The following is a 14708-nucleotide window of genomic DNA, read 5'->3' on the forward strand; positions in this document are numbered from 1 at the left end:
GCACCACCCACGACCCCCGGCCGGCGCGCACGGCCGCATCACGCCGAACCGCTCGGCCAGCGAGCGGACCTCAGGAGGCACGCATGACCGACGGCCCGGTGCCCGGAAGCGCGGGCACCCCCGAGCGCGAACCCGCGTCCGCGGAACAGCGGGGCCTGCTGCTGGTGGAGGAACTCCACCCCGGCACCCCCGCGTACAACATCCCGGCCGTCTTCCGGATGCTCGGCGAACTGGACGTGCCGGCCCTGGAGTACGCCATCGGCGAGCTGATCGCCCGGCACGAGTCGCTGCGCACCACCTTCGTGTGGGACGACGGCACCCTCCACCAGCGCATCGCGCCGCCCGGCGCCCCCGGCAGCCGGGCCGTGCCCCTCTCCGCCACGGCCGGCGACCACGACGGCCTGGACCCCGCCGGTTTCGCCGCCGCCGAGGCCACCCGTCCGATCGACCCGTACACCGGTCCGCCGCTGCGCGCCCGGCTGCTGCGCGGCCCCTCCGCCCGTGAGCACACCCTGTCCCTGGTCTTCCACCACGCCGTGGTGGACGGCTGGTCCCTGCGGCTGCTGCTCGCCGAACTGTCCGCGCTCTACACCGCGCGGACCACGGACACGGCGCCCCCGCCGCCCGGACCGGGCCGCTACCGCGACTACGCCGCCCACCAGCGCGGCGACGCCTGGGCGAAGGACCGGAGCGCGGCACTCGACCACTGGCGCCGCGCCCTGGCCGACCCGCCCGCACCGGTCGAACTGCCCGCCGACCGCCCCCGTCCCGCGATCCAGGACCTCTCCGGAGCCGTCCTCCACCGCACCCTGGACACCGGTCTCGGCGCCGCCGTCCGCGCCCGCGCCACCGGCCTGGGCACCACCCCCTACGTGGTGCTGCTCACCGCCTGGTGCGTCCTCGCCGGCCGTCTCGGCGGCGCGACCGATCTGCTGGTCGGCTCCCCGTTCGCCGGGCGCGCCAGGCCCGAGGACGAGCAGGTCGCGGGCTGCTTCGTGAACACCCTGGCGCTCCGCGCCGACCTCTCGGGCGACCCCGGCTTCGCCGAGCTGACCGGCAGGCTCAGGGCCACCGTCCTCGGCGCCTTCGACCACCACCGGCTGCCCTTCGACCGGCTGGTGGGCGAACTCGTACGGGAACACGACCCCGGCCGGCCCCCGCTCGTCCAGACCACCTTCGGAGTGGAACGCGCCGGCGCCGGCCTCGACCTGCCCGGACTGACCGTCCACGAGGAGTTCGCGCACAACGGCTGCGCCAAGTTCGACCTCTCCCTCCTCGTCGTGGAGAGCGGCGGACGGTTCACCGTACGGGCCGAGTACGCGACCGCCCTGTACGACCCGGCGACCGTGGAGCGGCTGGTCGACCACTATCTGACCCTCCTCGCGGCGGCCCTGCGCGCCCCGGACACCCCCATCGGCGCGCTGCCGCTGACGACCCCCGAGGAGACCGCGCGGCTCATCGCCCTCGGACGGGGCCCCGACGCCGGCGACAGCGGGGACCGGTGCGTGGACGAGATCTTCACCGCCCTGGCGCGCCGCGCCCCCGGCGCCATCGCCCTGGTGCACGGAGACGAGGAGATCACCTATCGCCGGCTCGACCGCCGCTCCAACGCCCTCGCCCGGGTGCTGCGCGAGCACGGAGTGACCACCGAGACCCCGGTCGGTGTCCTCCTGGACCGCACACCGGACCTCATCACCGCCCTGCTGGCGATCTGGAAGGCCGGGGGCGCCTATGTGCCCCTGGACCCGGACCACCCCGACGACCGGCTGCGCCTCATCGCCGACGACACCGCGCTGCCCCTGCTGATCACCGACCGCGACGGTGTCGCCGAACGGCTCGGACGGCCGGTACGGGTCCTGCGCGCCGGCGGCGGGAGGGCGGAGGCCGGACACGGACCCCCGCCCGCGCCCGGCCGCACCCCCCGCAGCCTCGCCTATGTGATCCACACCTCCGGCTCCACCGGCCGCCCCAAGGGCGCCCTGCTGGAGCACGCGGGGCTCGCCAACCTGATCGCGGCGCAGCGCCTGGCCCTGGGGGACCTCTCCCGGGCCAGGGTGCTCCAGTTCTCCCGTCCCACCTTCGACGCCTCGGTGTGGGAGATCGTGATGGCCCTGGGGCACGGCGGTGCGCTCCGTCTGCCCGCCGACGGCGCGCCGCTCTCCGGCGGCGCGCTCGCGGACGAGCTGCGCCGGGGACGCGTCACCCACGCGACCGTGCCGCCCTCGGTGCTGGCCTCGCTGCCCCCCGGCGCGGACCCGGGGGCGGTCACCCTGATCTCGGCGGGGGAGGAGCTGCCGGCGAGGCTCGCGGCCCGGCTCGCCGCCCGGGGGCCGCTGTTCAACGGGTACGGGCCCACGGAGGCCACGGTCGCCGCGTCCCTGGGCGAGATCCGCGGCACCCCCCGCAGACCCGCCATCGGCACCCCGGTCGGCAACGCGGAGGCCCTCGTCCTGGACGCCGCCCTGCGGCCGGTGCCCCCCGGCGTCACCGGCGAACTGCACATCGGCGGCGCCGGGCTGGCCCGGGGATATCTGGGCCGCCCGGGGCTGACCGCCGAGCGGTTCATCCCCCACCCCTGGGCCGCCCGTCCCGGGCAGCGCCTCTACCGCACCGGCGACCTCGCGCGGCTGCTCCCCGACGGGCGGCTGGAGTTCCTCGGCCGGGTCGACCGCCAGGTGAAGATCCGGGGCTTCCGGATCGAACCGGGCGAGGTGGAGGAGGCACTGAGGCTCCACCCGGACGTGGCCAACGCCGTCGTCACGGTCTCCCGGGACGACCACCCCGCGCCGGACGGCCGCCACGAGCGGGACGGGCAGCCCCCCGAGCGGGAGCGGCGGCTGATCGCCCATGCCGCGCCCCTCCCCGGCCGGGTGCTCCGGCCGGACTCCCTGGCCGCCTTTCTGCGGACCCGGCTGCCCGCGTACATGGTCCCCGCCGTCTTTGTGATCATGGACGCGATCCCGGTGAACTCCTCCGGCAAGGCCGACCACACCGCCCTGCCCCAGCCCGGCAGGGAACGCCCCGACACCGGCCACGCGTACATCGCCCCCGCCGACGACACCGAGCGCGACCTGGTCCGGATGTGGAGCGAGATCCTCGGCCTCGACCGGGTCGGCGTCACGGACAGCTTTCTCGCGCTGGGCGGCAGCTCCCTGGAGATGGTCCGGCTGCGCGACCGCATCCAGCAGGACCGCCGGATCAGGGTTCCCATGGCCGAACTCTTCCGCGCGCACAACATCCGGCTGCTCGCCGCCCATCTCGCCGAGCGGGAGGGCGAACCCGTCCCCCCGGCGCCGTCCGACCTCTCCGACCAGCGCCGCGCGCGGGCCGCACGGCTGAGCGCCCGAACCGGAAGGACCCGCCGTGACCACTGAGCAGACCGCCGACGACCAACTCCTCGACATCGCCGTCGTGGGCCTCGACTGCCGCTTCCCCGGCGCCCGCGACCCGCGCGAGTACTGGCGCCTGATCAAGGACGGGACCGTCGCGATCTCCCGCTTCGACCGCGCGGAGCTGACCGCGCGCGGCGTGCCCGCCTCCGTCCTGGACCATCCGCACCATGTGCCCGCGGGCGGGATCGTCGAAGGGGCCGAGGAGTTCGACTTCGCCTTCTTCGGACTCTCGCCCGGCGAGGCCGCCCTGATCGACCCCCAGCAGCGGATGTTCCTGGAGTGCGCCTGGCGCGCCCTGGAGGACGCCGGCCACGACCCCGCCGTCTTCCCCGGCGCCATCGGCGTGCTCGCCGGACAGACCATCAGCACCCATCTCCCCTCCGGCCTCGGCGAACTGCTCACCAACCCGATGGATGTCTTCCAGCGGATGTCCTCCAACGAGAAGGACTTCCTGCCGACCCGGGTCTCCCACCGGCTGGGGCTGACCGGCCCCAGCATCAACGTCCAGACCGCCTGCTCCACCTCGCTCGTCGCCATCCATCTCGCCGCCCAGAGCCTGCTGGGCCACGAGTGCGACATGGCCGTCGCCGGCGGGGTGTCCTGGACCTCCCTGCGGCCCCAGGGGTATCTGCACCAGCCCGGCGGCATCATGTCGCCCGACGGCGTCTGCCGCCCCTTCGACCGGGACGCGGCGGGCTTCGTCCCCGCCGACGGCATCGGGGTGGTGGTGCTGCGCCGGCTCGGCGACGCCCTCGCGTCCGGCGACCGGATCTACGCCGTGCTGAAGGGCAGCGCCGTCAACAACGACGGCGCGGCGAAGGTCGGTTACACCGCACCGGGCGCGGAGGGGCAGCGCCGGGTGGTGTCCCAGGCGCTGAGCAACGCGGGAGTCCACCCCGACACCGTCGGCTATGTCGAGACCCACGGGACCGCCACCCGCCTCGGCGACCCCGTCGAGATCTCCGCGCTCACCCACGCCTACCGCGCGATGGGCGCCACCGGCACCGGCACCTGTGCCATCGGCTCGGTCAAGGCCGCCATCGGCCACACCGATGTCGCCGCCGGGGTCGCCGGATTCATCAAGGCGGTCCTCGCCCTCCACCACGGGCACCTCCCGCCGGCCGTCCGTCCGGAGCGCGTCAACGAGGAACTCGGCCTGGACGGCAGCCCCTTCCGGCTGAGCGGGGAGGGGGCCCAGTGGAAGACCGGGGAACACCCCCGGCGGGCGGCCGTCAGCTCCTTCGGCATCGGCGGCACCAACGCCCACGCCGTCCTGGAGGAGGCCCCGCACCGCCGGAGCGACGGGACCCGCCGCCGCTGGCATCTGCTCACCCTCTCCGCCCGGGACGCCGATTCGCTCACCCCGCTGGCGACCTCCGCGGGCGCCCTTCTCACCGAGGCCGTCGACAGCGGCCAGGACACCGCGCTCGCCGACACCTGCCACTCCCTGGCCGGGCGCCAGGGCATGCGCCACCGGACGGCGGTCGTCCACCGCGACGGGCACACCGCCGCCCGGAGCCTGCTGGACCACCCCCGCTCCGGCGGATTCCTCGCCGGCGACGCCGAACAGGACCGCCCCGAGGAGACCGTGTTCCTCTTCCCCGGCGGTGGCGCCCACCACGCCGGCATGGGCCGGGGCCTGTACGCCGACGAACCGCTCTTCCGGGACACCGTCGACCGCTGCCTCGCGTTGCCCTGGGACCCGGATCTGCGCCGCCGGGTGCGCGAGGCCATGTACCCGCCCCAGGGGGCCGGACAGGGGGCGCCCGGCGCGCCGGACGCGCTGGCGGACCCCGCGGTCGGGCTGCCCGCGCTCCTCATCACCGAGGTCGCCGCGGGCGAACTCCTCGCCGCCCGGGGCGTGCGCCCCACCACGGTGCTCGGCCACAGCCTCGGCGAGTACGCCGCCGCCTACTTCGCGGGAGTGCTCACCCTGGAGGACGCGCTCGCCGTCGTGGTCAAACGGGGCGAGATCCTGGCCGGGATCGAGGGCGGGGCGATGCTGAGCGTGGCCGCGTCCGAGGAGTCCGTACGCCCCTTCCTCACCGGCCGGCTCTCGCTCTCCGCGGTCAACGGACCCCGGCTGTGCGTCATCGCCGGACCCCGCCGGGAGATCGAGGCGGCCCGGGAACGGCTCGCCGCCACGGGCACCGACAGCCATCTCCTCGCCATCGCCACCGCGGCCCACTCACCGCTGGTGGAGGCGGCGCTGCCCGAGTTCCGCTCCTTCATGGGCGCGATCCCGCTGCGCCCGCCCACCCTGCGGATGATCTCCAATGTGACCGGAGGGGCGGTCGGCGACGAGGTCACCGACCCCGAGTACTGGGTCACCCATCTGAGGAGCACGGTCCGTTTCGCGGAAGGGCTGGACTCCCTGGGCGACGGCAGGCTCGCGCTGATCGAAGCGGGCCCCGGGACCGCGCTGACCACCATCGCCCGCGCCCACCCTCTCGCGGCCCGCGCCACGATCACCAACACCCTGCGCCACCCGCGCGACCCCAGCGAGGACAGCGAGGTCTTCCTGCGGGCGCTGGGACGGCTGTGGGTGGCCGGAGCCGAGGTGGACCGGACCGGCCTGTACGCGGGGGAGCGCCGGTGGCGGATGCCCGCGGCCCGCTACCCCTTCCGCAGGGACCTCTGCCGCCCGGCCGGCTCCGCTCCCGAGCCCCGCCCCGCCGTGCCGGTGTCCCCAGGACCCACCCGTCCCGTCCCGGCGCTCTACGGGGCCGGCTGGCGCCGCCGCGTCGACCCGCCCGCCGCCGCCGGCCGTGTCCGGGACCGGCGCTGGCTCATCCTCTCCGACGGCTCCCCGCTCGCGGACGAACTCGTCACGGTGCTCCGGGAACACGGGGTCAACCCGGCCGTGGCCCGGCCGGGGAGCGCCTTCCGGCAGGCCGGAACCTCCTCCTTCGTCCTGGACCCCGATGACCGCTCCCACTGCCGGCGGCTGCTGGCCGCGCTGGCGGAACCGGCCCCGGGCGCGCGGGAGAACACCCCGCTGAGGGTCGTCGACCTCCGGCCGCTGGCCCCAGGGCCCGCCGGGCCGGGGGCGGCCGGCGCGGCAGGCGCGGCAGGCTCCGGGACGGACCGGTCAGAGGCCGCTGCCGGGGAGCCCGCCGGAGCCGCCACCGGGGAGCCCGCCGGGGCCGCCACCGGGGAGCCCGCCGGGGCCGCCGCCCCCGGCCTGGCCGGTCTGCTGGCTCTCGCGCACGCCGCCGGCCACACCACCGCCACCGCCCTCGAACTGTGTCTGGTCACCCGGGGCGCGTTCGATGTCACCGGAGCGGAGCGGCTGACCCCCCGGGCGGCCTGCGCCGCCGGGGCCGCCCTGGCCCTGCCCGTCGAACTTCCCCATGTGCGGCTGCGGGTGGCCGACCTGGACCACGCCGAGACCGGCACCGGTGCCGGTCCCGCGAGCCTGCGCCACGCCGCCCGCATGCTGGTGGCCGAGACCGTGCCCGCCCCGGGCACCGACCCGGTGGCCGGATACCGGGGCGGCCACCGCTGGCAGCGCCGCTTCCAGCGGCTGGAACCGGTGGCGGGGGCCGCGCCGCTGCGGGCGGGCGGGGTGTACGCCATCACCGGAGGCCTCGGCGGAGTGGGCCGCGAGGTCGCCGCCCACCTCGCCGCCGAGTACGGCGCCCGGCTGGTCCTGATCGGCCGCACGGCCGAGGAGTCCGACGCCCCCGACCTGCTGGTGCGGCGAGGGGATGTCCGCGACCGCGAACGCCTCACGGCGATCCTCCGGGAGACCGCGGACCGCTTCGGCGCGCTCCACGGAGTGATCCACGCCGCCGGGTCACCGGGCGGCGGCATGGCGCAGTTCGTCGACCCCGCCACCCTCGGGGAGGCGCTCGGCGCGAAGGTCGACGGCGCCCACGCGCTCACCGACGCCCTCCTCCGGACCGGCCTCACCCCGGACTTCGTCGCCCTGTTCTCCTCCCTGGGCTCGCTGAGCGGCTCGGCCGGCCTGGCCCCCTACTCCGCCGCGAACGCCTTCCTCGACTCCTACGCCGTCCTGGCCTCCCGCGAACTCGGGCTTCCGGTCGTGGCGCTCAACTGGGACCGCTGGGAGGGCACCGGGATGGCCAGGGAGGCCGAACGGGCCCACCGCGAACTCACCTCCCACGACCTGGGCCCGGCCATGGACCCGGCCGACGCGGTCCGCGCGTTCGTCGACGCGCTCGGCCACGCCCACGCCGGACAGCTCGCGGTCGCCACGATCCACCCCGACGACCTCCTCGACGGCCCGGGCGAGCCGCCCGCCGCGCCGGCCCCCTTCCCCGCCTCCACCGTGCCCGTGCCCGTGTCCGAGTCCGCCTCCGTCGCGCCCCCCGCCGGTGCGGGAGCCGGGGAAGAGCGGCATCCGGCCGCCCGCCGCCCCGGGCTCACCACCGACCGTCTCGCCCCCCGCGACGGCCGGGAGCGGGAGGTCCTGGCCATGTGGGAGGCCGCCCTCGGCATCAGCGGCCTCGGCGTCCGGGACAACTTCTTCGAACTGGGCGGCCACTCCCTGATGGCGATGCGCATCGCCCAGCGCTTCAACGACCGCTTCGGCACGGCCGCCACCGCCCAGACGCTCTTCCTCCATCCCACGGTGGAGGGGCTGACCCTGCTGCTCGGCACCGGCGCGACCGGGACCGGCGCACCCGGCCCGGACCCCGGAGGCGCCCGTGGCTGACACCGGGCGCCACTCCGCACGACACCGCCCATCACCCACCGGCACCCACCCGGAGAGAGAGATCAGCGTGCCCCAGCACCCCGCCCCCGGCCTCCCCCACGACGCCCCCGGCGACGCCCGTGCCGACGCCGCCCTCGCGCAGGCCCTGGAATCCGTGTTCGGCACGGGAGCGGCCGACGACACCAGCACCTTCGCGGAGCTGGGCGGCGACTCCCTGCGCGCCGTGCGCGTGCTCTCCGCCTGCTGGCGGACGCTCGGGACCGAGCTGCCCATCCAGGCGCTGAAACCGGCCACCAGGATGGGCGACTTCCGGGAGCTGCTGCGCAAGGCCGTGGCGGAGACGGGCGGCCGGGCCCCGGCGGAGGCCGGCCGCCCGCCGGGAGCGCCGGCCCCCCGGCCCGGCGACCCGGTCCGTCTCCCGCCCGCGCTGGAGAGCCTGTACTCCCTCCACACCGCCGACCCCGGCAACCCCGCCTACAACGTCCCGCTGACCCTGAGCTTCTCCGGCGCCCCCGACCCGGAACGGCTGCGCGCGGCCCTCGCCGACGTCGTCGCCCGCCACGGAGCACTGCGCACGGTCTTCACCTCCGGTGCGGACGGCCCCGTGGGCACACGGACCGAGCAACCGCCGGAGTGGGAGAGCGTCGACCTCTCCCCGCTCCGCGGAGCCGCTCTGGACGCCCGGGTCGAGCGGGAGATCGACGCGGCGGCGCTCGCCCCCTTCGATCTCGCGCGCACCCCCCTGCGCGCCCGGCTGCTGCGGCTCTCGCCGGACCGCTCCCTGCTCGTGCTCGTCCTCCACCACCTGGTCTGCGACGCGTGGTCGCTGCGGCTGATCACCGCCGATCTGCTGACCGCCTGTGCCGAGGGCCCCGGCACCGCGCCCCGCCCACCCGCTCCGGACGCCCTCGACGTGGCGGCCTGGGAGCGCGCGGAACTCGGCCGGGAGCGCCGGGAGCGGCTCGCCGCCCACTGGCGCGGCGCGCTGGCCGGACTCCCCGCCGTGCTGGAGCTGCCCACCGACCGGCCCCGGCCCGCGACCCGCTCCTTCCGCGGCGACCGGATTCCGGTCACGGTCGACCGGGCCACCACCGGCGCCCTGCGCGCCCTGGCGCGGCGGCGGAACGTCACCCTGTTCACCGTGCTCGCCGCGGCCTGCGCGCTCACCCTGCGCCGCCACACCGGACAGGACGACTTCGTGCTGGGCTTCCCCGTCGCGGGCCGCACCCGCCCCGAGTTCGACCAGGTGGCCGGATATCTCACCAAGACCGTGCCGCTCGCCGTCCGGCTCTCCGGCCGGCCGACGCTCTCCGCGCTCCTCACCGGCCTGCACGAGGAGATCGACCGGGCGCGGGAGCACGCCCTGCTCCCCCTGGAGGCCATCGCCGAGGCAGCGGGCGTCCCGAGGGAGCCGGGCGTACCGACGCTGATCCAGTGCGCCCTGGTGCTGTTCTCCGGTGACAGCCTTCCCGCGCCGCCCCCGGGCCTGGACGTCGAGATCGCCGAACGCTCCACCGGTACGGCGAAGTTCGACCTCAACTGGTATCTGGACGAGAGCGACGGGGGGCTGAGCGGCTATGCCGAGTACGCCACCGATCTCTTCGACCGGGCCACCGTCGAACGGCTCCACGGCCACTTCGCCCATGCCCTCACCGCCCTGGCCGCCGCCGATCCGGAGACCCCCGCCACCGCCGTGCCCGTGCTCACCCCCGCCGAACGGGCGCTGCTGCTCGACCAGGAGGGCCGGGCGGAGCACGAGGACGGCGCCTGGGAACCCGTCCACCTCATGTTCGAACGCCGGGCCGCGGCGCATCCGGAGCACGACGCGCTCTGGTGCGACGGCGAGCGCGTCACGTACGGAGAGCTGGACGCGCGGGCCGGGGCGCTCGCCCGGGAGCTGCGGCGGCGGGGCATCGGCGCCGAGTCCGTCGTCGGCATCCACATCGCCCGCTCCCCGGACCAGATGGCGGCGCTGCTCGGCGTCCTCAAGGCGGGTGCCGCCTATCTGCCGCTCGATCCCGCCTATCCGGTGGAGCGGCTGACCGCCATGGTGGGCGACGCGGGACCCGCCGCCGTGGTGACCTCCGGACCCGCCGGCACGAAACCGCTGGACGCCGTCCTCGGCGCCACCCCGCTGATCGACCTGAACCGACTTCCGGCCGGGGCAGCGGAACCGCAGGGGCCGCCGGCCCGCGCCACCGAACCGGACGGGCTCGCCTATGTCATCTACACCTCGGGCACCACCGGCCGCCCCAAGGGCGTGCAGATCACCCACCGGGCCCTCGCCAAGGTCATCGCCTGCTCCGTGGAGGACTTCGGGCTCGGCCCGGGCAGCCGGGTCCTCCAGGTCGTCTCGTTCAACTTCGACGCCTCGGTGTGGGAGATCTTCATGGCGCTCTCCTCGGGCGCGACCCTCTGCCTGGGGCCGCCCGATGTCGCCCGCGCCGAGCAGGGCATCGAGGAGGTGATCCGCGCCTCGGGGGCGACCGTGGTCTATCTGCCGCCCGCCCTGCTGTCGCTGGTCGACCCGGCGGCCGTGCCCAGCGTCCGGATCGCGATCACCGGCGGCGATCTGGTGACCGGTGATCTCCGTGAGCGCTGGACGGGACGGTGCCGCTTCTTCGTCGCCTACGGCCCCACCGAGGGGACGATCGTCCAGACCTGGCAGGAGCACGATGAGCGCTTCAGCGCCGCCCTGCCCATCGGGGTGCCCTTCGACGGGGTGCGGCTCTATGTCCTCGACCGCGAACTCGAACCCGTGCCCCCCGGTGCCGTCGGCGAGGTCCACATCGGCGGCACCGCCGTCTCCCGGGGCTATCTCAACCGCCCCGGGACGACCGCCGGACACTATCTCCCCGATCCGCACAGCCCGCTGCCCGGCGCCAGGATGTACCGCACCGGCGACCATGTGCGCAGGCTCCCCGGCGGTGAACTCACCTTCGTGGGACGCCGGGACCACCAGGTCAAGGTGCGCGGCTACCGCATCGAGCCGGCCGAGGTCGAGGCCGCCCTGCTGCGGCTGGACGCCGTCGGCGCCGCGGTCGTCCAGGCCGAGCCGGGCCCCCAGGGGCGCGCCCGGCTCGTCGCGTACGTGGTCGCCCCCGGGCTCCGGGCCGGCTTCGAGCGCGAGGTGAGAGAGGCACTGGCGGCCACCCTCCCCGGCCATATGGTCCCCACCCGCGTCCACCGGGTGCCCACCGTCCCCCTGACCGTCAACGGAAAGGTCGACCGCGCGGCGCTCACCGCGCTCGCGGACATCGACGGCGACCTGCTGGAACAACTGCTGGAACAGGTGGAGAACACCCCATGAGCCCACAGGAAACGGCCCCGGCACCGGCCCCCGGCGAGGCCGCGATCGAGGACATCGGCCCCCTGACCTCCCTCCAGAGCGGCATGCTCTTCCACTGCCTCAAGGCCGCGCGGCCGGGGCCCTACCTGGAGCAGTTCGTGTTCCGCTGCGCCCGCACCGGCCCGGGCACCGGCCCCGTGGTGGACGGCCGGGCCCTGGGCGCCGCCTGGCGCTCCGTCCTGGCCAGGCACTCCGTCCTGCGGACCGGGTTCGTCTGGGAGGAGGTGGACGAACCCCTCCAGGTCACCCTCTCGCACGCGGAGGTGCCGGTCACGGAGACCTCACTCGCCGGGCTCCCGCCGAGGGAGGCCGAGCGCCGTGTCGAGGAGTATCTGCGGGCCGACCGGGCCGAGGGCCTGGACATCACCCGGCCGCCCCTGATGCGCATCGCCCTGCTCCACGCCTCCGACGCCACCCATCTGATCTGGACGGTCCACCATCTGGTGCTGGACGGCTGGACCATGCCCCGCCTGCTCGCCGAGGCCGGGCGCGCCTACCGGGAGGGCCCGGACAGCGCGCGGGAACGGGAGCCCGCACCACCGTTCCGCGACTACGCCGACTGGCTGGCGCGCCAGGACACCCCGGCCGCCGAGCGGTTCTGGCGCGAGAGCCTCGGCCGCCGGACACCCCCCGCCCGGCTGGTGCTGCGCCCCGGGCCGCCGGGCGAGCGGCGCGGCCGGGTCGAGGGCGGCACCGCTCTCCACGAACTGCCCCCCGCCGTCGGCGCCGCCGCCCGCGCGGCGGCCCGCCGGGCCAGGGTCAGCCTCAGCACCTGGTTCCAGGCCGCCTGGGCGATGACCCTCTCCCAGGCGGCCCCCGGCCCACCGCAGCTGTTCGGCGTCACGGTCGCCCTGCGGCCCGCCGGGCTGCCGGGCGCGCAGGAGATCGCGGGCCCCTGTGTGAACACCGTGCCCCGGCGGGTGGACGCCGGCGGCGCCGAGTCCGTGCGCGACTGGCTCGCCACGATCCAGCGGCAGCAGAATGCCACCCTGCCCCACCAGCACCTCGGTCTCGCCGACATCCAGCGGCTGTGCGCGACCGAGCCGGAACAGCCGCTCTTCGAGAGCATCGTCGCCTTCGAGAACTACCCGCACCACGGCAGCCTGCTCGATCTCGGCCCGGGGACGGAGTCGACGCTGTGGAAGTACACCGAGGACACCGGCTATCCGCTGACCCTGGTGGTCCTCCCGGCGGACGGCGAGATCCGGCTCCAGCTCTTCCACGACACCGGCCGGTTCGCCCCGGAGGCCGTCCGCACCCTGCTGGGCCGGCTGGAGGCCGCCGTGGGCGCGATGGCCGACGGCCTGGACAGACCCGTGCGCGAGGTCCGGGCCGCCACCGCCGCGCCCGCCGTCGCCCACGGCCGCCCGCCGGCCGGTGACCGCGAGGACAACGGGGCATCCGACGGGCCCGGCGGCCGGGACGGTGACAGCCCGCAGGCCGTCACCCGGCTCCCGCTGCACCGGATCGTGGCACGGCAGGCCGCCCGCACCCCGGACGCCATCGCCGTCGACGACCACGGCACGCTCCTCGACTACGCCGCGCTCGACGACCGGTCCGGCCGGCTCGCCGCGGAACTCGTCCGGCACGGCGCGGGACCGGACCGTGTCGTCGCGCTGCTCCTGACCCGCTCGGCCACGGCCCTGGTGAGCATCCTCGCCGTTCTCCGGGCGGGCTGCGCCTATCTCGCCCTCGACCCGGACCACCCCGACGAACGGCTGCGGTTCCTGCTGGCGGACTCCGGGGCACGGGTGCTGCTGACCGAGGAGGCCACCCACCACCGGGCACCGGGCACGGAACCGGTCCGGCTGCGCGCGGACCGCGAACCGCCCGCCGCCACCCCGCCCGACGCCGCCGTCGGACCGGACCACCTCTGCTATGTCACCTACACCTCCGGCTCGACCGGGCGCCCCAAGGCCGTGGCGATGCCGCACGGCCCGGTCGTGAACATGCTCGCCTGGGAACTCGCCCACGGCACGGTGCCCGCCCCCGCCCGCACCCTCGCCCAGGTCTCCTTCACCTTCGACGTCTCCGCCCAGGAGATCTTCACCACCTGGGCGGGCGGAGGCACCCTGGTCCTCGCCGGGGACGAGGACCGCCGCGACTTCGAACGCCTGCTGCGGCTCGCGCGCGACCAGGGCATCCAGCGCTGGTACCTCTCCCCGACCGCCCTGGAGCAGATCGCCCTTGCCGCCGATCGGCTCGGCATCACCCTGCCCGAGTTGCGGGAGGTCATGGTCGCCGGGGAGCCCCTCCGGATCAGCGACCCGGTGCGGGCCCTGCTCGCCGGCGCCCGGCACGGCGCGCGCCTGGAGAACCAGTACGGCTCATCCGAGGTGCAGGTCGTCAGCAGCCACCGGCTGACCGGCGACCCGGCGCTCCTGGCCGACCGCCCGCCCGCCGGGAAGGCCGTCGACGCGGTCAGCCTCCATGTCCTCGGCCCCGACGGCCGCCCGGTGCCGTACGGAGTCGCCGGCACCGTCCACATCGGCGGCGCCGCCCTGCCCCGCGGCTACCTCGGACGCCCCGCCACCACGGCGGAACGGTTCGTGCCCGACCCCTTCGCCACGGTCCCCGGCAGCCGGCTGTACGACACCGGCGACCAGGGCGTCCTCTCCTGGGACGGCACCCTGGAGTGCCTGGGCCGCACCGACGACCAGGTCAAGGTCCGCGGCTACCGGATCGAACCGGGCGAGGTGCGCACCGCCCTGCGCGCCCTGCCCGGGGTGCGGGACGCCGCCGTGGTCATCAGGGAGATCCAGGGCGACCACCGGCTCATCGGCCATGTCGTCCACGACACGCCGGACGGCGGCGCCTGGGCCGAGCACGAACGGCGGCTGACCGCCGGACTGCGCGCGGTGCTCCCGCCCGCGTTCGTGCCCTGGCGCGTGGTCCGGGTCGACCGCATCCCGCTGACACCGAGCGGCAAGGTCGACCGGCGCGCCCTGCCCGATCCCGAGCCGGCGGCCCGCCCCGCCGCCGCACCCGGTCACGCCACCCGGCCCGCCGCCGCGCTCATGGACCGGCTGTGGACCTCGGTGCTCGGCACCGCCCCGGCAGGCCCCGATGACGACTTCCTGGCGCTCGGCGGCGACTCCCTGCTCGCCATCCGGCTCACCAGCCGGGTCCGGGGCGCGTTCGGCGTGGCGCTCGGCGTCGGCACCCTGCTCGCGGTCCGCACCCCCGGGGCGCTGCTCGCCGCCGTGGAGGAGCAGCTCGGCGGCGCCGGGGCCGCCGACCGCGCCGCCCGCCGCGCCGGACCCCCGGCCACCCCCTGACCACCCCA

Annotated in this window: 4 protein-coding genes; all 4 read left to right on the plus strand. The window is 76.1% G+C overall.

From position 1 onward, the window contains the following. Positions 1-83 precede the first annotated feature (83 nt). On the plus strand, positions 84-3374 hold the full coding sequence (locus tag ABT122_RS19965) for a non-ribosomal peptide synthetase (RefSeq protein ID WP_351553622.1): 3291 nt from the start codon (positions 84-86) through the stop codon (positions 3372-3374). After that, complete coding sequence (locus ABT122_RS19970) at positions 3364-8073, plus strand: SDR family NAD(P)-dependent oxidoreductase (RefSeq protein ID WP_351553625.1); 4710 nt, start codon at positions 3364-3366, stop codon at positions 8071-8073. Before ABT122_RS19965 ends, ABT122_RS19970 begins: the two co-directional genes overlap by 11 nt. Positions 8074-8140: 67 nt before the next feature. Next, positions 8141-11383 carry a non-ribosomal peptide synthetase gene (locus ABT122_RS19975; RefSeq protein WP_351553627.1) on the plus strand — a complete coding sequence of 1081 codons (3243 nt, stop codon included), beginning with the start codon at positions 8141-8143 and terminating at the stop codon, positions 11381-11383. Next, positions 11380-14700, plus strand: a complete 3321-nt coding sequence (locus tag ABT122_RS19980; protein WP_351553630.1) for a non-ribosomal peptide synthetase — start codon at positions 11380-11382, stop codon at positions 14698-14700. Before ABT122_RS19975 ends, ABT122_RS19980 begins: the two co-directional genes overlap by 4 nt. Positions 14701-14708: the final 8 nt, after the last annotated feature.

Source organism: Streptomyces sp. NPDC001985 (assembly GCF_040296845.1).
Lineage (GTDB): Bacteria > Actinomycetota > Actinomycetes > Streptomycetales > Streptomycetaceae > Streptomyces.

Coding starts and splice junctions, on each gene's coding strand:
- ABT122_RS19965 (WP_351553622.1), top strand. CDS start 84: ATGACCGACGGCCCGGTGCCCGGAAGCGCGGGCACCCCCGAGCGCGAA.
- ABT122_RS19980 (WP_351553630.1), top strand. CDS start 11,380: ATGAGCCCACAGGAAACGGCCCCGGCACCGGCCCCCGGCGAGGCCGCG.